The organism is Actinomyces sp. 432 (assembly GCF_009930875.1).
In the GTDB taxonomy this organism is placed as follows: Bacteria; Actinomycetota; Actinomycetes; order Actinomycetales; family Actinomycetaceae; genus Actinomyces.
Map to the genome: position 1 here is coordinate 1444363 of NZ_CP025249.1, position 20637 is coordinate 1464999.

Annotated in this window: 12 protein-coding genes and 1 pseudogene; 4 read left to right on the forward strand and 9 right to left on the reverse strand. The window is 69.8% G+C overall.

The genetic code is table 11. The annotated features are described in order from the left end of the window. Nucleotides 1-31: 31 nt before the first annotated feature. Nucleotides 32-1315: an MFS transporter gene (locus tag CWT12_RS05915; RefSeq protein WP_161924073.1), complete on the reverse strand. Its 1284-nt coding sequence runs from the start codon at nucleotides 1313-1315 to the stop codon at nucleotides 32-34. Nucleotides 1316-1604: 289 nt separating this feature from the next. Here CWT12_RS05915 and CWT12_RS05920 point away from each other — a divergent pair. Then, nucleotides 1605-2078 (forward strand): annotated as a pseudogene (locus CWT12_RS05920) (ABC transporter ATP-binding protein); the annotation flags it as partial. Nucleotides 2079-2215: 137 nt separating this feature from the next. Further along, on the forward strand, nucleotides 2216-3775 hold the full coding sequence (locus CWT12_RS05925; protein WP_161924074.1) for a DUF6297 family protein: 1560 nt from the start codon (nucleotides 2216-2218) through the stop codon (nucleotides 3773-3775). A 142-nt stretch (nucleotides 3776-3917) separates the two neighbouring features. Here CWT12_RS05925 and aspS read toward each other — a convergent pair whose 3' ends face one another. The 4 genes from aspS to CWT12_RS05945 form a co-directional block, all read right to left on the reverse strand. Further along, nucleotides 3918-5693, reverse strand: coding sequence for an aspartate--tRNA ligase (gene aspS, locus CWT12_RS05930; protein WP_161924075.1), 1776 nt, complete (start codon nucleotides 5691-5693; stop codon nucleotides 3918-3920). 119 nt (nucleotides 5694-5812) lie between these two features. Continuing rightward, nucleotides 5813-6598: a hypothetical protein gene (locus CWT12_RS05935; RefSeq protein WP_161924076.1), complete on the reverse strand. Its 786-nt coding sequence runs from the start codon at nucleotides 6596-6598 to the stop codon at nucleotides 5813-5815. A 45-nt stretch (nucleotides 6599-6643) separates the two neighbouring features. Beyond that, a complete protein-coding gene (locus CWT12_RS13880) occupies nucleotides 6644-7699 on the reverse strand; it encodes a hypothetical protein (protein WP_237564336.1) in 1056 nt (351 codons plus the stop codon). A gap of 17 nt (nucleotides 7700-7716) precedes the next feature. Next, complete coding sequence (locus tag CWT12_RS05945) at nucleotides 7717-8928, reverse strand: hypothetical protein (protein ID WP_161924077.1); 1212 nt, start codon at nucleotides 8926-8928, stop codon at nucleotides 7717-7719. Nucleotides 8929-10450: 1522 nt separating this feature from the next. On the opposite strand from CWT12_RS05945, the gene CWT12_RS05950 reads away from it, so the two are divergent. Further along, the gene (locus CWT12_RS05950; RefSeq protein WP_161924078.1) at nucleotides 10451-12913 is read left to right on the forward strand and encodes a DEAD/DEAH box helicase; all 2463 of its coding nucleotides are present in this window, start codon (nucleotides 10451-10453) and stop codon (nucleotides 12911-12913) included. 39 nt (nucleotides 12914-12952) lie between these two features. Further along, nucleotides 12953-14551, forward strand: coding sequence for a cation:proton antiporter family protein (locus tag CWT12_RS05955; protein WP_161924079.1), 1599 nt, complete (start codon nucleotides 12953-12955; stop codon nucleotides 14549-14551). Nucleotides 14552-14559: 8 nt separating this feature from the next. Here the strand turns inward: CWT12_RS05955 and CWT12_RS05960 are convergent, their stop codons facing one another. From CWT12_RS05960 to CWT12_RS05975, 4 genes are all read right to left on the reverse strand, one after another. Further along, complete coding sequence (locus CWT12_RS05960; protein WP_161924080.1) at nucleotides 14560-16233, reverse strand: GTPase; 1674 nt, start codon at nucleotides 16231-16233, stop codon at nucleotides 14560-14562. A gap of 26 nt (nucleotides 16234-16259) precedes the next feature. Beyond that, complete coding sequence (locus CWT12_RS05965; RefSeq protein ID WP_337247913.1) at nucleotides 16260-17486, reverse strand: hypothetical protein; 1227 nt, start codon at nucleotides 17484-17486, stop codon at nucleotides 16260-16262. 545 nt (nucleotides 17487-18031) lie between these two features. Then, nucleotides 18032-19456, reverse strand: a complete 1425-nt coding sequence (gene hisS / locus CWT12_RS05970; RefSeq protein WP_161924081.1) for a histidine--tRNA ligase — start codon at nucleotides 19454-19456, stop codon at nucleotides 18032-18034. Between the two features lie 222 nt (nucleotides 19457-19678). After that, complete coding sequence (locus CWT12_RS05975; protein WP_161924082.1) at nucleotides 19679-20503, reverse strand: MBL fold metallo-hydrolase; 825 nt, start codon at nucleotides 20501-20503, stop codon at nucleotides 19679-19681. Between the last annotated feature and the right edge of the window lie 134 nt (nucleotides 20504-20637).

Consider the following 20637-nt stretch of genomic DNA (forward strand, 5'->3'; position numbering starts at 1 on the left):
GGCTTTAAGGAGGGTCGGCGATTGGATGGGTTCAGGCATCCACCTCCGTCACGCGGCGGTCGGCTGTGGCCGGCAGGCGCCGCCCATTGCGGTCGAAGCCGGGCTGGTCGGGGTGGATGAAGACGGTGATCAGGGAGCCCAGCAGGTACAGGGCGGTATAGGTCCAGCACACTCCGGCGACGCCGATGTGCGGCAGCAGCAGGGTGACCAGTCCGGGGCCGACGAAGGTGGTCAGGCCGGAGGCGAGGTTGTTGGCGGAGATGGCGGCCCCGCGGTGCTCGGGCGCCAGGGCGGGGAATACGGCGGCCATGGGGACGAAGGCGGTCACGCCCATGCCCAGGAGTACGGCGGCGGCGCCTAGGGCGATCATGTTGCCGCCCAGGAACTGCGGCACGTAGTAGAAGCCGAGGGTGGCGGCGGCGCAGAACCAGCACCCGTACCAGCGCATCTGCCGCATCCAGCCGTAGCGGTCGCCGATCCAGCCCCAGAAGAGGTTGCCGAAGACGGTGACGGCGAACTGGATGCCCCAGATGGTCATCCACTGCGGCATGGTGAACCACTCCTCGCCGTAACCGGCCGTGGTCAGGTACAGCGGCATGATGACCGGGAAGCCATAGAGACTGAGGTTGCAGATGACGCGGACGATCGCCGTCAGGGCCACCTCGCGGTTGGTACCGAGGATGGTCACCCCTACCGACAGTTGTCGCAGCGTGTCGCGCAGGTCACCGCGCACCGGTTGAGGCTCGCCACGTCCGACGAACAGTAGGCAGAGCAGGCCGCCGGTGATGGTCCAGGCCAGGGAGAACCACAGCGTGCCCCGCTCGCCGATGAAGTTGATGGTGCGGGCGGGGATCCAGGAGCCCAGACAGCCGATGCCGATGGAGTAGGCGGTCCAGAACCAGCCCATGGCGGAGGCGCGGGATGCCGGCGCAACCTTCTGGGTGATGTACACGACGAAGGAGTAGATGAACAGCGGATAGGCCAGTCCGCGGCCGGCGTAGACCACCAGGATCAGTGGGTAGAGGCCCGAGGGGATGGCTACGCCGATGAACAGCAGGTGCAGGCTGATCCACAGCCCGGCTCCAATGAGCATGATCCGGCGGACCCCGAAGGTCTCGGCCATGACGCCGGATGCCCAGCCTGCCAGGGCGGCCATCAGGCCGTAGGCGGTGATGACCGTTGACGCCTGGGTGGCGGCGAAGCCGAGGGAGACGAGGTACTTGGACAGGAAGGTCAGCTCGAAGCCGTCACCGGTCATGAATACGGCGATGGCGATCAGCCCGGGGATCAGGATCTTCGGGGGTGCAAGGCGCATGTGTTTCACTCCGTCGTGTCGGTGCCGCGGCTCATTCCGCGGTTGCTGGTTGAAGCATCGTTCCGGACGCGCACGGCGGTCTTCCGGCGCCTATGCCGGGCACCGGTACTTTCTTGACCTGCGCGGCGGCGCGCTTTGCTGCCCGGGCCGGTAGCATCGGGCGCAACCGCTAGGGTCGAGGAGGACCGCCATGCCCGGGTCACGTACACCTGCAGTGGGCGGCCAGGCGTTGGTTACCGCCCGTAATCTGAGCGTGGGCTATGGCGAACACGCGGTGTGCGCCCCGGCGAGCTTCACGCTCCGCCCCGGTGAGGTCCTGGCACTGGTCGGTGTCAACGGTGCCGGCAAATCCACTCTACTGCGCACCTGCCTCGGCCTGCTCCCACCCATCGACGGCGAGGTGACGCTGCTGGGGCGGATGCCCGACCCGCGCTCGGGGCGGCAGCGCCGGGCGGTGGCGCGCGACCTGGGCGAGGAGTCCTTCTTCCCCACCCTGACCGTCGCCGAGCATCTCGCCCTGGTCTGCTATGGACACTCCACCCCCGCGCCGGAGCGCACCGCCGCCGAACTCCTGGACGAGTTCAATTTGGCGGCTGCGGCGCATGCCCTGCCCGACGAGTTGTCATCGGGACAGCGGCGCCGCCTGGCGCTGGCCGCGGTACTGGCCCGTCCCCGCCGCCTACTGGTGCTGGATGAGCCGGAGCAGCGTCTGGATCACGTCACCCGCCGCGCCCTCGCCCGCAGGCTAGTTGCTGAGCGGTAGGCGGGAATCGGGGTACTGCTCGCCTGTCATGACGCGGAGTTCGTAGGCACCGCGGCGACCGAGGTACTGCTGGTCGGCAATGACACCCGCCCACTCAGCGTCGCCGACGGAGTACGCGCCATCACTGAAGGCACGCTATGAAAGCGCCCGCGCACCGCTCCGCCGAGCTGCCCTCGGGCCGGGACTTGCGCAGATGGGCGCGCGCTCACACGGTCAGCACGCGCAGCCGCTCGGCGCTACTCGGAGACGTTTACGACACCGTGCTGGCCGCCGCCGTGATCGGCGCCATGGCGGCGCCGTACCTGGGGCGTTTGGGGACCGGCTCCACGCCGTCCGGTAACGGGTCCACCGTCGTGGCCCCGGTGTGGGCGGTGCTGCTGCTGATCTTGGTGCTGACGCGTCTGCTCCTGGATCCGCTGCGGCGGCTGGGTCCGCTGTTCCTGCGTCCCTACGAGGTCACCTGGTGGCTGCCCATGCCCGGGGACCGGCGCGGTCTGCTTGATCCGGTGGCGCGGGCGGAGATGAGCTTGGCGGTGGCGGTAGGCGCCGCCACCGGGCTCCTGATGGCGGTGGTGGCGGGCGCCGAACCGACGACGGCCGCCGGGATGATACTGCTCGGCGGGAGTACCGCTGAGCTGTTGCTCCTGGCGCTGGTGCAGGCACAGGTGAACGACGCGGGTGTGCGCGGGGCGGGAGCGGCGGTGCTGATTGCGGCGGCAACCGCGTTTGCCGCCGGTGTCGGCGGTGTTCCCTTCCCGGATCATGCGGGCGGAGCCCTATTCACGGCCTCTGGGCTGCTGGCAGGCCTGGCGGCCGTGGCGTGGTGGTGGCGATTGCGGACTCGGCTGGTCGATGTGCCGGACGCACGCCTGGCGGAGGTGGCAGCGCGCAATCTGGGTGCACAGGTGTCCCTGCTGTCCCTGGACACGCGCGCGTTGGGGCGTCTGCTGTCGGCTCCGGCGCGACGCCCATCCGGCTCCTCTCGCCTGCCATTGGTCCGCTTCGCCCTCCGCCTTCCGCGCGGACTGCGTCCCCTGCTGGGAGTGGCCCAGGCGGATTGGCTGCTGCTGCGGCGCCAGCCGCGGCGGGCCCTGCAACTGCTGGCGGGCCTGGTCATTGCGCTCTTCCCCGTGATGTCCAGCGGGGTCGGCACCGTGGGAGCGCTGGTCTTCCACCTGATCGGCGGCTGGGTGGCGGTGCTGACTCTTGCCGAACCTGCTCGGCGCGCCTGGTTCGACGGTGGAGCCGACGCCTCCTGGCCGGCCAGTCCCCTGCTGGTCCGGTGCGGGCACCTGCTGGTGCCCACGGTGGTGATGATCCTCTGGACGGTTCCGGTGGTGCTCGTGCGCCTGTTGACCGCAGGCCGACTGCCTGCGACCGCCGGTGAGGCGTGGGCGGTACTGGGCCTGGTGCTGGTGGCGGGCTGTGGCTGGGCCGGAGCGGCGTTGCGCTCGGGATTCCGGCCCACGCCGGACTTCTCCCTGGGTCTGGTCGCCTCACCGATCGGGTCACTGCCGCCGGGCGCGGTCGAGATGCTGGTCAGCGGTCCCGACGCGGCCGCACTGGTAGGCCTGCCGACTGCGCTCCTCGCCGCGGGGGTGGCCAAGCCGGAGCAGATACTGCTCGCCCAGCTCGTGGCCAGTGCCGTTGTCATCGCCTGGGGACTGTTGACCGGTAACCGAATGCTGCGGCAATGAATCGCTCACACCTGGGCAGGTCCGGCAGGCCGGTGGGAGGATCCAGAGAATCATGCGCCGGCCCGGTTGCGAAAACCCGGGCGGGGCCATCTCGGCCCGGCCCGGGTATCTCCATTCGCTGTGGTCGCCCGCGGTTGGTTCCCTACTCCGCCGACTCGGGGACGGCGTCGACGCCGGCCTCCTTGCGCTGCTCCGGCGTGATCGGCGCGGGGGCGTCGGTGAGCGGGTCGTAGCCGCCACCGGACTTGGGGAACGCGATCACGTCACGGATGGAGTCCGCGTGGGTGAGCAGGGACACGATGCGGTCCCAGCCGAAGGCGATGCCGCCGTGCGGCGGGGCGCCGAACTTGAAGGCGTCCAGCAGGAAGCCGAACTTCTCCTGTGCCTCCTGTGGCCCAATGCCCATGACATTGAAGACGCGCTCCTGCACGTCGCGGCGGTGGATACGGATGGAGCCGCCTCCGATCTCGTTGCCGTTGCACACGATGTCGTAGGCGTAGGCGAGGGCGGAGGCGGGGTCGGTGTCGAAGGTGTCCAGGCACTCCGGCTTGGGCGAGGTGAAGGCGTGGTGGACCGCGGTCCAGGCGGACTTGCCCAGGGCCACGTCGCCTTCTGCCTTGGCCTCGGCCGACGGCTTGAACAGGGGTGCGTCCACCACCCACACGAAGGACCAGGCGTCGTCGTCGATCAGCCCGCAGCGCTTGCCGATCTCCAGGCGGGCGGCGCCCAGCAGGGCGCGGGATGCGTCCACGGTGCCGGCCGCGAAGAAGATGCAGTCCCCTGGCTTCGCCCCAGCGGCCGCCGCCAGGCCGGCGCGCTCGGCGTCGGTAATGTTCTTGGCGACTGGTCCGCCGAGGGTGCCGTCTTCTGCAACCGTGACATAGGCCAGGCCGCGGGCCCCGCGCTGGCGGGCCCACTCCTGCCAGGCGTCGAAGGTGCGGCGGGACTGCGCGGCCCCACCGGGCATGACCACGGCGCCGACGTAGGGGTTCTGGAAGACCCGGAAGGTGGTGTCCTTGAAGAACTCGGTGAGGTCTACCAGCTCGAGTCCGAAGCGCAGGTCCGGCTTGTCGGTGCCGTAGCGCTCCATGGCGTCGTGGTAGGTCATGCGCGGGATCGGGGTGGGCAGCTCGTAGTCGATCAGAGCCCACACCTCCTTCAGGATGTCCTCGGCGACGGCGATGACGTCCTCCTGATCCACGAAGCTCATCTCCACGTCCAGCTGCGTGAACTCCGGCTGGCGGTCGGCGCGGAAGTCCTCGTCGCGGTAGCAGCGAGCGATCTGGTAGTAGCGCTCCATGCCGGCCACCATGAGCAGTTGCTTGAACAGCTGGGGGCTTTGCGGCAGGGCGTACCAGGACCCCGGTGCGAGGCGCGCCGGCACCAGGAAGTCACGGGCGCCCTCCGGGGTGGAGCGGGTCAGCGTGGGCGTCTCGATCTCCACGAAGTCGTGTCCATCCAGCACGCGGCGGGCGGCGCGGGAAACCTTGGAGCGCAGCCGCATGGCGTGCTGCATCGGGGTGCGGCGCAGGTCGAGGTAGCGGTACTTCAGGCGGGTCTCCTCCCCCACCTGGCCGGAGTCCTCGGCGTGGTCGGAGACCTGGAAGGGCAGCGCCGCCGCGGGGTTGAGGATCTCGACGTCGGAGACGACTACCTCAATCTCCCCGGTGGGCAGGTTGGGGTTGGCGTTGCCCTCGGGGCGCGCGGAGACCTCACCGGTCACCTGGAGCACGTACTCGGCGCGCAGGTCGTGGGCGACCTCCTCCCGGATGACAACCTGGGCGATGCCGGAGGCATCACGCAGATCAATGAAGGCGACGCCGCCGTGGTCACGACGGCGATCTACCCACCCGGCAAGAGTGACGACTTCTCCGATGTCGGCTGCGCGCAGAGTACCTGCGTCACGGGTTCGCATCACGGTGCTGTTTTCCTTCCGTTGGGGGCGCTGAGCCGGCGCCCGGCGGGGCGCACCGCGAGACGGGCGGGCGCCGGCGCGATACTACGCCGAGCGCGGCCCCCGGCTGAGCGGCCCACGGTTCACCGGCGGGCCGCGTACTCGAGCTCGCGCTCGTAGGCGATTAGCCGACGGCGCTCGATGAGCACGATCACGGTGAGCACCAGCAGGATCGCACCCAGCGCGAACAGCACAGTCGTGACCACCGGCAATGACGCCGCCGCCCAGCTCCCGCCTGACGACGAATTACCGGACACGCCCCCGGCTGCGGCGGGTCCTGCCGCCGCGCCGGTACTGGTCGGTGTGTCGGTTGGCGCCGCAGCCTCCGCGGGCTCCGTAGCCTCGGCGGGCCTTGGTGCGGGCGGTTTGGCCGCTGACTCGCCGCCGATGATGGTGACGTCGGCAACGTTGAAGTACGGGCTCTTGTTGGTGTAGTCGAGGGTGCGCACGGCGTTGGTCGGAATGTCCTCACCCGCCGTGACCCGGAAACGCAGCCAGTGTGGTCCCTTGGAAATGTACCCGGGCAGTGCCAGAGCGCCGGCGTAGGTGCCGTCCTCACCTACCGTGAGTTCACCGATGACACCCGAGTCTCCGCCGGGCGCGGAGTCGTGGTCGTCAACCAGGATCTCCACGGAGGCACCCTGCGGGAAGCCCGAGAGCGTGTAGGTAAGCGTCCCGCCGACCGCAATCGTAGACGGGCTGACGGTTGACGCCGTGCCCATCGTCGAGTCACCCATCACCGAGTCGGCGCGGGCGGCCGCGCCGGGCACCACCGTCAGGAGGAGTGCGAGCAGCACTGCGAGTACGCGCGCGTACGCGCCTGCGCGTACCCCAAGGGTGCGCGGGACGGCAACCCGCAGTCCTTTCACCACACCCCTCCTCTCGTTACGCGGCTGTAACAAGCATACACGTCATCAGCCGGTGAATCGCCCGGTGAATCGGTCAGTCATCCGCCTTCCCGACTGGTTCAGGGTCGGGACCGCCAGTATCAGGAAGGAAGCCCCGCCCAGTACCAGCAGCAAGCCGGCGGATACGAGCTTCCAGCCGTCCGCCCCGAGCCCGGCGTCGCCACCAGTGAGGTCCTCGCCTGTGATCAGGGTGACCGACGCGCCCGTCGCCGAGTCGTCCTGGGTGCTGCCGGTCTCGGCGATCTCCAGCTGTGCCCATCCCAGTAACTCGCTATCGCGGTTGCCCACGGCGATCTTGTAGCTTCCTGGGTCCAGCGTGGAGATGTCCACGGATACGGAGTTATCGGCGTCTACCTGGACCCAGCCGGCAGTGGTCGCCCCGGGGAACACGAACACTGCAACCCAGTCGCCCTCATGAACCTTGGCTACCGGGAAGATCAGGGTAATCCTGGCCCCTTGCCGGGTTCCGGACAGTGAACCCGCATTGTCGGGGCCTAGCTCGCTGGCATCCTGAACCGGGGATGCGGGGGCGGCACTGGGCCGGATACTGTCGGCCGCGGTGCTCGGGTTGGCGGGTTGCGCCACGGGACCGGAGCCGGAGTCCTCCGGCGGAGTGACTGCGTCCGGCGCCGGGGAGCCCGCAGGCGGGTTGGTGGGCGGTTCCTGCAGGATGAGGGGATCCACGTCTACGCCCTCATTGAGCGTTTCGAAACTAGTTGGAACAGCCGTTGGGCGCGGATCGGCGGCAGGTGCCGACGGCGCGCCGGGTGCAGGACTCCCGGGGCCGGTGTACGCCTGTGACGCCGTCGCGCTCGGCAGCCCGGGGGCGGCCGGGGCGGTGGTCGCCCCAGTTGCGGGGGGCTGCGTCTCATCGGGCACCCCGATGCTCGGCGACGCCGTCGGCTCACCAGTGGGCTGCTGCGAGGACTCGGTCGGCTGCGCCTCGCCCGTCGGAGCCTCGGTAGGCGCATCAGTAGAAGCCTCGGTCTCCGGAGACTCGGTAGGCGCATCAGTAGGGGCCTCGGTCGGCTGGACCTCGCCGGTCGGGACCGGGGTGGGCACCTCGTCGACGGTCGGGGCTACAGTCGCTTGCGCGCTCGGAGCCGCTGTCGGGCCCGCGGTCGGCTGGGACTCTGCCGCCGCGGTCGGGGTAGCGGGGGCCGAGCCCCCACCGCCTGCGGGGATACGCACCGAAACCGCACCGGCCTGCCCCCGGTCGCAGTTGCGGACACGGTGTACCCCTCCGCCAGCTGCACCCCTGCGGCCTCAAGGGCACCGGCGGAGATCACGAAGCGCGTTCCGTAGAAGCGGGCCCGCACGTTAACAGTTCTGGCACTGCCGGCGGGATCGGATACGGTCAGAGCGACCTTGAAGGTTCCGGCGATGTTGGTACTGCGGTCGAAGGACCAGCCGGTGCCGATCAGCGCGCCGTCGGAGTACGTGAGCGTGGCTCCGGTCGTCGGCTCGGGCAGCCGAACATCCATGGTCAGGGTGTCTACGGTCGACCACTGCTCCTGCGCCGAACCGCGCCACTGCATGGTGTATACGCCAACGTGCGGTTCCATGGCCTGCGTGAAGGGCCACAGCGGCAGGGCATAGTTCGAGCGGCCGCCGGTGAACACCGGGAAGATGGTTGCAGATTGCACCGAGCCGGAGTCATCGACAATCCGGATCTGAACCGGGGCGGTAACCGACCCCGTCGCGCCCAGGGGCCGCCCTGCTGCGTCAGTCCAGCCGGAGAACATCAGTAGTGGGCGGTCACTGCTGCTCGAGGAGACGTAGGTGGCGCCGGGATCCCTCACCGCCACCATCATCGTGCTCGCGGCGCCACGGTGCGCTGATGCAGAGGCCGTAGTACCGGGAGCTGTCGCCGACTGCGTGGCGGCCTCGGCATCGTCTGCGGCAGGCAGTAGCGCGCCGCCGTCTCGCGTGTTGGCCTCCGTCTCTTGCGAGGCGGTTGCGACGGGAGCCGCTTGCCGGGAGGCGCCTACTGCTTCAGGCGCTGCCGTGTCGGCTGGGGTCGTGGCGGCATCGGCGGTCACGAAGATGTCCGCCCCGATACCGGCCCCTCCGGGCGCTCCCGATCCCGCTGCCGTAGCCGTCGTCGAGACAGCGGCTACGGCAGGCTTGGCTGCGTACGCTGCGGGTGCTGCGTGCCCGCCGACGACGGCGCCGGCTCCGGCGGAAGTCGCGAAGACCAATCCGAGCGCGGCGGGCAGAGTCAGCGCGGCCCGCAGCAGTGGTCTGCGGGTCGGACGTATCGCCTTGGCGTGACGCGGAAGTTGGGGCATTGAATCGGAACTCGTCTGTTGGCCTTGGTTTATTGGTCTATTCGGGAACCGTTGCGACGCGGGCACGGTGACGACGGGTACAACCAGCAGGCGTTCTCGGGCGGCCTCGTCAGCCTCGAAATACAGGGCCTTCGAGGAGCTCGGAAGTGGCGCACGCGGGTCATGCCCAACGCGTCACGATGGTACCGCCCAAATTGTCTGAGAGACACTGAAATGTTGGGCGCATGGGAGACGTAGCCCGCATTTTCGACCTCGACGCCGGCCCGGCAGCCCCCGGCGCCGCTCGGCATATTGCCCGCGATGCCGGGGAATACTCCGCACATCGCACATCCCCTGCGCTGCGCGCGCAACACGGGTTTCAGTATTGTCTCGAATATCTCGGTGTCATGTATGGGCGTGTTGATTCGAGGCTCTTCCGGTTTGTGGGCGTGGTGGTTGGGTGCGTGTGCGCGCTGGGTGGGTGGCGGCTTGTGGCTCGGCGTGGCGGCTGGTATGCCCCTGGTTGACGGTTCGTACGTTCTGGTCGACGATTCGTACTCTGTGGTGACGGTTCGTACGGTAGGGGTACGTAGCGTCGCCGAAAGGTACGTAGCGTCGGTGCAAAGGTACGAACCGTCATGCGAAGTGCCGAAGCGTCGCAAGGGGACCGTGCCGTCACGCTGGGGCTGTGCCGCCGCGCGGGAAGCGCCGATGTGTCACCCCCGGGGTGCGCGAGCGAGTCCACCAGACGCCGCCCGGGAATACATGAGTTGGGGTCACCCCCGGGGGGCGCACGGGTGAGCGGGCCCGGTTCGCGGCTCCTCGCAGCGGTGCGTGGCGCGCACGGCGCCGTGGGCGTGGTCCATACGTGGTTGTCTGTAGCTGGCTGACACCGGCGTAGCCCGCACGGCGCCGTGGGCGTGGCACTCGCCGGCTGTGACGTGCGCGCGCATGGGCACGTCTTTGCCTGCGGCGCCCGGGCGCGGTAGCAGAATCACAGGCACCGCCGGAAGCGCCGGAACCGGTCGCTGGCCGGCGCCACCAACCGCCACCGCCCCGCTCCAGCAGCCGCATGGCCTCAACAACTCCAACGCCCCCTCCGCGCCGCCCACACGGCCGACCCTGCCGCCCCGCGCGCGACCCCGCCGAACCGAGCGCGACCACCACACCGCGGCCCGGCCCTCAATGCGCACCCGCAAACCTAAAGAGCCCAATTCGCAGGTCCGAAGAGACCGGACTCACGTGTGAGTTGTTGCGCGCAAGCGCAATTGGCCCGCCCGCCGCGGCGCGCTAACCCTAAGCTGGTACCAGGAGTGATCCGTGCTGTGAACCCCGTTCACGGCTCGTTCTGCCGCCTCAAGTCAGCGGCGCCGAGCGTGATCCCGTGAGTATGTACGTGAAGCCCGCGAATTCAGCCGTGTACTACGCGGCGGAAAGCCGGGCAGCTGTGGTGGGTGCGGCGCGGCAAGAGCGGAGGCCGCCCGGTCTCCCCCACACTCCGCGACCGGTTCCACACAGCGGAACCAGATACGGGAAAGCAAAGATGACATCTACCCCGACTGGGCCCTCTGCGCCCTTCGGCACCCCCGATGAGGCCCCCCTGGGCATCGACGACCTGTTCAGCGCGCAGATCGGCGGCGCGCCTGTAAGCACATCACCCTCTGACGTCTCCGCCGCACCGAGCCCGGCGAGCCCGGAGGGCGCTGCCTCGGACGAGCATGCGGACACCGTCGCCGCTCCTGCCGATGCCGACTCCGGCCCCGCCTTCGTTTCGCCCCCGTCGGCGGATTCCTTTGACACTCCGGCGTCCTCCGACTCCCCTGAGGATCCGGAGGGCCTCGAGGACGAGCACGAGGAGGACGACGTCGACCTGAACCTTCCGGAGAACGACCCCGAGTACCCCGAGACCGACTCGGACCCCGGGCAGGACGAGTATGACGACCTCGCCGCCGGTGATGCCCCAGAGGACGGGGCCGGCGCCGAAGACGCGGACGTCGAGGAAGATGACGACGCGGCACAGACGCGGGAGGATCAGGAGGATACGGAGGCCTCCGCGGAGGCTCCCGCAGAGGTAACCTTCGATGCTCTTGGGCTTCCGGCCGACCTGCTGAAGGCGGTAAAGGACATGGGCTTCGAGGTTCCGACCCCGATTCAGCGTGAGGCCATCCCCGTACTGCTGTCCGGACGCGACGTCGTGGGCATCGCCCAGACGGGAACAGGCAAGACCGCTGCCTTCGGACTGCCGCTGCTGGACGCCGTCGACGCCCGCGACGGCGCGGTACAGGCCCTGGTGCTGGCGCCGACTCGTGAGTTGGCGCTGCAGAGCGCCGAGGCCATCACCGACATGGCGTCCCGCTCACGCGGACTCGACGTCGTCGCCGTATACGGCGGCGCGCCCTACGGGCCGCAGATCGGGGCGCTCAGGGACGGCGCCCAGGTGGTCGTGGGCACCCCCGGACGCATCATCGACCTGATCGAGAAGGGCGCTCTGAGCCTGGATGAGGTGAAGTACTTCGTCCTGGATGAGGCCGACGAGATGCTGCGCATGGGATTCGCCGAGGACGTGGAGACGATCGCCGCCACCATTCCGGCCGAGCGCCGCACCGCCCTGTTCTCCGCCACCATGCCGCCCGCCATTCAGGAGGTCGCCCGCCAGCACCTGGACAACCCGGTGCGTGTGGAGGTAGCCCGTCAGGCCTCCACCGTGGACACCGTCCACCAGACCTACGCGGTGGTGCCCTTCCGCCACAAGATCGGGGCGGCCGCGCGCGTGCTGGCGGTTACCGACGCTGAAGCCGCCCTGGTGTTCGTGCGCACCAAGTCCACCGCCGAGGACGTGGCCATCGAGCTTGCCGGCCGCGGCATTCAGGCGGCCGCGATCTCCGGCGACGTGCCTCAGCGCGAGCGCGAGCGGCTGGTCGAGCGGCTGCGCGCCGGCACCCTCGACGTACTGGTCGCCACCGACGTTGCCGCCCGCGGCCTGGACGTGGACCGCATCGGCCTGGTTGTCAACTTTGACGTGCCCCGCGAGGCGGAGGCCTACGTGCACCGCATCGGCCGCACCGGCCGCGCGGGTCGCCACGGCGAGGCCGTCACCTTCCTGACCCCGAAGGAGAAGGGCAAGCTCCGCCAGATCGAGCGCCTGACCGGCACCCGGCTGGAGGAGGTCACCCTCCCCTCCCCCGCCGACGTTTCGGCGCACCGCGCCGGCAAGCTGCTTGAGCGGGCCGCAGCCCGGTACGAGCGCGGGCGCCTGGAGATGTACACCGAGCTGGTAGCCGCCAAGAGCGAGGAGCTGGGGGTGGACGCCGACGAGCTCGCCGCTACTTTGCTGGCGCTGGCGGTTGGTGACGAGGGCCCGCGCCGACGCCGCGATGGGGAGCGGCCGCGGCGCGGCAGCCGTGAGGAGCTCCTGGATGAGGACGGCTCCTTCGTGTCAGCGTCCTTCGAGGGCGGCCGCGACGACCGTCGCGGGCGCCGCGGAGACCGCATCGACGGCAAGCCGGGTGCCGGTCGCGGCGGGCGTCGACGTCATGAGGACGGCTCAGGCACCGTGTACCGCATTGAGGTCGGACACCGAGACCGGGTGCTGCCGGGGGCGATCGTCGGCGCCCTGGCCAATGAGGGCTCTATCTCCGGGTCGGATATCGGCAAGATCGACATCATGCAGTCCTTCTCCCTGGTGGAGATCCACACGCCGCTGAGCCAGGAGCAGCTGGAGAACATGCGCCACGCCACCTTCGCCGGCCGGGAGCTGCGTATTCGTGTGGACGAGGGGCCCGGGCACGGCTGGGATGGTCCGCGGGGTGGTCGCTCCGGTGGCGGGTACCGGGGCGGACGGAACAATGACCGCGGTTCCGGACGTTATGACCGCGGCGGCTTCAAGCGGCGCTACGACCGTGATGACCGCCGCAACGACAGGAATGACAGGAGCGGGCGCTGGGACAACCGCGGTTGGGACGGCCGCCGCAAGGGAGGCTTCCGCGGTAATCGCGACGGGCGGTGACGGTACCGGCTAGGAACCCGGCCGCAGAGAGGAGAGGGCATGATCCCCGCCGTGTATCTACTGGCCGTGGTGGTCTTCGGATTCACCGCCACCCTGCTGCGGCTACCGCCGCTGGTCGGGTTCTTGGCCGCCGGATTCGTGCTGGGATCATCGCCGCTGCCGAACCTGGGGTTCGTAGAGGTGCTGGGAGACCTCGGGGTTGCGGTCCTGCTGTTCACCATTGGGCTCAAGCTTGACCTGCGCGTACTGCGCCGCAGGGAGGTAGCGGGCACGGCACTCATCGTCATGGTGGTGCTGACCGTCCTCGGCACGGCGGTTGTGGCGGCGATGCTGGCGGCGGGCCTGCAGCTGGGCGCCGCTACACCCACGGGCGTGGCGGCAGTCGGCTTCGCCCTGTCCTTCTCCTCGACGGTGGTGGTTGTCAAGCTACTCGAGGACCGCGATGATGCCGGCTCCCTGTACGGGCGTATCGCTATCGGTGTGCTCGTGCTGCAGGACATTGCTGCAGTCGCCTACATGACCGCCGTGTCAGGGCGTACGCCGAGCCCGTGGGCAGCCGCCCTGGTGCTGCTGTGGCCGGCATCCCGACTGTTCGGGAAAGTGCTCGACCGCATTGACCACCGGGAGATGCGTGCCCTGTTCGGCATGTCTATGGCGCTGCTTCCCGGCTACCTGCTGTTCGATCTGGTTGGCATCGACGGTGATCTGGGCGCCCTCATCATGGGCGCGCTACTAGCCTCGCACCCGGCCGCGAAGGAGTTGTCCGGCGCCCTGTTCACCATCAAGGAGATCCTGCTGGTGGGGTTCTTCCTCGCCATCGGGCTGGACGGTATCCCCGAGACCGCGTCCTTCGCCTTCGCGGGCGTGCTGCTACTCCTGCTGCCGGTGCGCTCGCTCGTGTACACCATGGTGGTGCGTACGCTGGGCATGCGGCGCCGCACCTCGGTGCTCACCGGCCTGGCACTGACGGCATACAGCGAGTTCGCGCTGATAGTGGTGGGCACGGCCTCCGAGCACGGGTTGCTGGGCCGGGAGTGGCCCGCCGCGGTCTCCTTGGCGCTAGCGCTGTCCTTCGTGGTGTCCGCCACGGTCAACCACAAGCCAGTCGCACTGGTGCAGTGGATGTCCGCGCTCCTGCCCCACCGGCCGGTAGCCGCACTGCACCCGGACGAGCAGCCCCTGCCGCTGGATGGCGTCAGCACGGTCGTGTTCGGCATGGGGCGCGCCGGACGCTCCACCTACACCCGGCTGTACGCCGACGGGCATAGCGGCGTGCTCGGTATCGACAATGACGCCACCAAGGTGGAGGAGCTGACGCGTCAGGGATTCAACGTCATTGAGGCCGACGCCACCGACCGGCAGTTCTGGGAGCGGCTGGGAGCCGTGCAGGTCTCCACGGTGGTGTTGGCCATGTCCTCGCCGGGTGCGAATGTGCACGTGCTGGAATGGCTGGACCGCACAAGGTTCGCCGGCCGGGTCCTGGCGATCGCCCGCTACGACGATGAGGCCGCCACCATGCGGGACGCGGGCGTCGACGTGGTTATCAACCTGTACGAGGGCGCCGGTGAGGCGCTTGCCCGTGCGGCTGAGTCACTGGGGACCGATGCGCCCGCATCAGCGGACGCCGACGGCTCCTGAGCCCGGGCTCAACGCGACGGCGGGCACAGAGTGTCCAGCAGGCCGCTCACCTCGGCGTAGCGGGCGAGCTCCTGCTCCAGGGGCGTCTCCACACTAGTGCTTACCACCTCGGCCACCGCCCGCTGCAGCCGTTCACGCGCACGCGCGCGACGACGGGCGGCGCCGACGCGCGCCAGGGCTGTTCCTGCCGCCGCCAGCGCCAGGCCTCCCAGCAAACCAGCCAGTAGCAGGATCGTCGGCCAGGGCACGTGTCCCCAGCGGGGCGGATCCACTGGCAGCAGCAGGTAGCGATCCATCAGGTACAGGACCGCCAGCCAGGCCCCACCGACCAGTGCCATCAGCGTGGTAAGCACCTGCGCGGCATTCGCCACCGCCCACCAGCGCGGAGAAGCCGCCTGCTCCAGGTCCGTGCGGGCCACGGCGGCGTCGAGCTGATCGTAGAGCTGCTTCGCGCCCTCACACAGGCGCGCTGTGGCCTGTTCCCGCGCGGCATCCGGCAGCTGGCGGGTCCGCGAGGCGGCGTAGGCCTCGGTGGCTACGCGCATGGCCGCGTCGGCGGCCACGTCCGGCGCTGGCAATGAGGTGCGCGCAACCACCGGCGTGGGGCCGTCAGGCGCAGGTCGGTGCCCGCGGACATCGGCCCCCAGGTGCATGGCGCGCAACGGATCACGGCGCAGCCGGGACACCCAGCGCGCAGGCAGCCAGCCGACGCGGCGGGCTGCCCCCAGCCGCATAGAGGCTCCGACGGCGTCGGCTATACGCTCCACGCCAATGGCGCGGCCGGCGGCCTGCACAACCGCCTCAAGGGAGGTATCCGCGGAAGGTCCGGGCGCATCCACCCCCTCCTGGGGGATTCGTTCCCGCACCAGCGCGGCCCAGGCCCTGGCGTCGGCGCACAGACGCGTGTGAGTCACGTCCTCGGCGTCGGCCACTGCACGGATGCGGGCACGCAGCTCCGGTACACCCTGCCCGGTGCGGGCACTGACCTGAATCACGTCCACACCCGCCATGCCCTCGGCGGCAAGCAGCCGGGTCAGGTCTTGCGTCGCCGCCTCACGGTCACGGTCGCTGAGCCGGTCCACCTGGTTGAGGGCGACGACGGAAACGGCCGCGTGCTCCGCCATCGGCTCGATGAAGTCGTGATGAATCACGGCATCCGCGTACTTCTCCGGGTCCAGGACCCACACGAGGACGTCGACCAGCCCGGCGAGCCGCTCGGCTACGGCGCGATGCCGCGTGACATCGGAGTCGACATCGGGCAGGTCCAGCAGGACGGTGCTTGGTCCGACCCCAACGGCTGACGGGCCCCAGGAGGGAGTCTCGGGTATCCGGACGCGCTCGTGGACTCCGAGCCAGTCCAGGAGCCTGCCGACGGCGCTGTCTACCGCGGGTGGTGGCGCGGTAGGCAGCGCGGCAATCGGCTGGGTCGACGTCGGCCGGGTAACCGCGACCGGCGCCAGCTCGGCCCCACAGATCGCGTTGAAGAGGCTGGACTTGCCTGAGCCCGTTGCCCCTAGCAGCGCAACCACTCCGACGCCCGGGGCGATGAGGCGGCGCTGGCCGGCCCGCTCCACCAGGGCGCGCCCGGTATCGATCAGGTCTGCTGGCACGAGGCCCTCACCGACCTCAACCAGGCGGGCAAGCACCCCCAGGGGGTCCGCGGTCGAGATGGGGTCCGGCATAGGTGGCAGGCGCCGGTGGCTCCGGTTCACGCTCCACCCCCGGTCAGATACTCCACTGCCACGGCGGTCTCCCGCATGCGCGCCTGCAGCTGCTCGGAAGGTGGAGACGGGTCTGGAAGGGCGCGCGTGAAGACTGACTGCTGCTCGTTGAGGAAGACCGCTACCCGTTCGTCGAGGGCCAGGCGCGAGCGCCTGGCGAGGTCACGCATTGCCTGGTCGCCGAACACCGCCTCCAGCACGCGCTGCGCTACCAGGGCGGTGCCGCCAGCAATGCCCACCTCCACCCCGGTAAGGCCACCGGTGTGGGCGAATACGACGACCATGAGCGCGACACCGATCCCGTTGACCCCCAGGGACAGCAGGCGGGCGGTCAGGTGCTTATCCGCCCCCTCGGCGCGCACCAGGTCCAGCACGTCGCCCTGCCAGTCGCGCACGAGCTGCTCGGCGCGCCGAGCCTGCTGCGTCGGCGGCGGCAGCGCGGACAGTGCGGCTGACAACGGGTACGGGGCGGACCCCGCACGCCTCCAGGCCCGCTCAGTCTCCAGGCGGGCCTGCTGCACCTGGCTGAGTAGTAGTGAGGCCAGGGAGGACTCGATGGCCTCCTCAACACGCTCGGCAGGTGCGGGACGCCCCAGCACCGCGGCGGTGACGCGGTCACGCAGGCGGCTGACCTGCGACTGCAGTCCCCGCAGGAGCTCGCCGGTGCCGATCAGTTCCTGCCACCGGGCCAGGACCTCACCGCGCAGCAGTGAGCCGTCCTGCGTGGCGGCGGTGATCCGGTCACGGGCCTCCGCGTGGCACGCTGCGGCTGTGTCCGCCAAGCGCGTGCGCTCAGTCTCCTGCGCCCGCACCGCCTCCAGGACGGTGGCGGCGTCCTGTAGGGCGCGGGCCAGCGCTCCGGTGAGGGTGCGCCGGGCTACTTGACGTCGCACGGCGGCATCTGCCGCAAGCGTGCCGAGCCAGTGCCTGAGCGGTGCGACACTCGCGTCGGGCAGGAAACCGTCTGGATCCAGCGCGGTCTCCGGGATTACGAACACCGGCGAGGAGGACAGCCCGGCCGCCTGCAGGCGACGGCGCAAGTCCTCGCTGACGGCTTGAGCCGCCCCTTCGGGGACACGGTCCAGGACCACCGCGGTGACCACATCGCGGGCCGCTGCGGCATGCAGGTGCGCCCAGGCGACGGCGTCGGCGTAGCGGGAGGCTGTGGTGACGAAGATCCATAGGTCGGCGGCAGCCAGGAGCGTGGCAGCCAACTCCCGATTGTCGCTGACCACGGAGTCCACGTCAGGTGCGTCCAGGAGCGCCAGCCCCTGCGGAAGCGCGGAGCAGGACCGGATCTCAACCTCCCGGGGCGTGCGTGCACCCGCGGGCGTCGGGGCGAGCCCTCGGTGACGCGCACGTGCGCCAGCGAGCCAAGCACCCGGTCGCCGTCGAACCAGGCGCCGTCACCGGTGGCGTGCAGCAGCAGGGGGCGCCGCGTTGTTGGCCGAACCGCCGAGGAGACGGCCACGTGCCGCCGCACGAGGGAGGACACGAGCACGGACTTGCCCGCTCCGGTTGAGCCTCCGACCACCGCAAGCAGAGGCGCGTCCATCGCGTTGACGCGGGGCAGCACGTAGTCGCCCAGCTGGTCGCCCACGATTCTGGCGGTGCGCTCGGCCGCGGCTGTATCCGGCAGCGCGTACGGCAGGGACAGCGCCGCCAGGTCCCCCTGGAGGCGGCGCAGGGCAGTCTCGGCGCCGGCACCGTCCACGTCACGCCCAGGCGCCTGCGCTGCTCCCGCGTCAGCGCTCATGGCTCAGCTCCGCTCCCCCGCACGGCCGGCGGCATCGTCGGCTGCGTGCAGCCTGGGAGCGAGGTCCGCCTGATCGGCGGGCCACCAGGTGGCTGGCTCCGCCTGTACCTGCTCACCGGTGCGGATGTCCTTGACCGAGCCGGGCTCGCCGTCGGCGCCCGGGAACCACACGAAGGGAATACCGCGCTTGTCCGCGAAGCGGATCTGCTTGCCGTACTTCGCCGCCGTCGGGGACACATCCGCGGCAATGCCCCGGGCACGCAACTGGTCGGCGACGGCGTCGGAGGCAGACCGGTGCGCCTCATCGGTGACCGCGACCAGTACGGCCGTCGGCACGGCGCGCGTCACGTCCAGCATGCCGGCGCCAATTACGCGCGCGAGCAGGCGGGAGACGCCGATCGAGATGCCCACTCCGGGGAAGGTGCGCTTGCCGTCGGATGCCAGGGAGTCGTAGCGGCCGCCGGAGCACACCGAGCCCAGGTCCTCGTGGCCGGCCATGAAGGACTCGTAGACGGTGCCCGTGTAGTAGTCCAACCCGCGGGCGATCTTGAGGTCGGCGACGATGGCGCCGGGGCGGCGGTGCGCGGCGGAGCGCAGCAGCTCGGCCAGCTCGTCCAAGCCCTGGACCAGCAACTCGCTGGGGTCGGCGCCGTTGAGCGCGGCCAGGACATCTGCGCGCAGCTGCTCGGCGTCAGCGCCGGTGATCCGCGCCAGCCGCAGGGCCGCGTCCGCCTGCTCCTCCGTGATGCCGACGCCGTCAACCAGCTCGGTGGCCACCCGGCCGGCCCCGATCTTGTCTAGCTTGTCGACCACGCGCAGCACCTCCGCCAGCTTCTCCTCGCCGACGCCGACCGACTGGTAGAAGCCCTGGGCGACCTTCCGATTGGACACGTGGATGGTGACGGCCGGGATCGGCAGTGCGGAGAGAGCCTCGTGCATGACCAGTGGCATCTCCACGTCGTGGAACAGCGGCAGGCTGCCATCACCGACCACGTCGATATCCGCCTGGACGAACTCGCGGAAGCGGCCCTCCTGCGGGCGCTCGCCGCGCCAGACCTTCTGGATCTGGTAGCGCTTGAACGGGAAGTGCAGGGTGCCCGCATTGTCCAGCACGTAGCGGGCGAAGGGGACGGTCAGGTCGAAGTGGAGGCCGAGCTGCTTGCTCGGGTCCGTCTCCTCCGCCTCGCCGGGATCAGCCTGCAAGCGTGAGAGCAGGTAGACCTCCTTACTGGTCTCACCCTTGCGAGTCAGCTCTGACAGCGGCTCGACGGCCCGGGTCTCGATCCCGCTGAATCCGTGCAGTTCGAAGGTACGGCGCAGGGTGTCGAGGAACTGCTGCTCGACGATGCGGGCGGCGGGAAGCCACTCGGGGAAGCCTGAGAGAGACGATTGCGCCTGTCGGACCTGTGCTGGAGCCATGGGCCGCATTGTGTCATGCCGTCTTGCCGAACCATGACACCGCCGGCAACAACCGACGCCAGGCGCACGCGTACAGGCTCTGTTGCCTCGTTGCCTCTGTTGCGAACTTTTGCACCCTGGTGAACGCCTATATGCCGCACACCAGGGTGCAAACGGTCGTAGTAGAGGCGAGTGCCGGCGCTCACGCGCCGGTCTCGCCGTGTCTTGCGCCGTGCCCGCCCCGACCGGCGCTCACGCGCCGGTCTCGCCACCGCGCACCTTGGCCTCGGCCAGGTAGGGGTTGGCATGGTGCTCGTGAGCCATGGTGGTGGCTGCACCATGCCCGGGCAGCAGCACTGTGTCGGGATCTACGGCGCTGGCCAGCAGCCGCAGCGTCGCCCACATCTGGTACTGGTCCCCGCCGGGCAGATCTGTGCGGCCCACACTGCCCTTGAAGATCACATCCCCGTCCAGCGCCACTAGGTAGTCACGTTCGTCAGCGTCGGCGGGATCATCCAGCGCCTCCGCCTCGAACAGCAACTGGTTATCGCCAAGCCTGGCGTTTAGGAAGAACAGCGTGGAGCCCTCCGAGTGCCCGGGTGCCGGCACTGCCCGGACGGCCACACCAGGAACCAACTCAACCGCGTGGACAAAGCCGTCCTGCGGGAAGGGACGCACATCCGCCGGGCGCAGCCAGGCGCTGCCGGCGAGGTCCGCGAAGGTCTTACCGTCAACCGTGATTCCAGTAGTGGCGGCGGGGTCGTCGAGGCGGTAATGATCCGGCTGGGGAATGTATACCGGCACGCTGGTGGGGTCCGCCGTGCCGCCCGGCCCGGCATCCACGCGTCCCTCGGTCACTGCGGCGTCGATCAGGCGCTGAGCGTCCCAGACGTGGTCGGCGTGCCCGTGGGTAAGCAGGATGGCCCCCAACCGCAGGTGATTCGAGCGCATCAGCGCCATCGCGCCGCGGGCGGCTCCAGCACCCGGATCCACCACCAGCGCCGGGGCTCCCGGCTCAGCGGCCAGGACGTAACAGTTGGATCCGAAAACGGCAGCAAGGGTGCGCTCAATGAGCATGGCCGCAATCGTAGCGGAACTGTAGGAGTGGCTTACGCCACCGCATTGTCCGCTACGGGGTGATTCGCGAACAACCACTGCGGTTCCCCGTCACCCGGCCGACGGGTAGGCTCGGCACCAACTGCCGCCCTCCG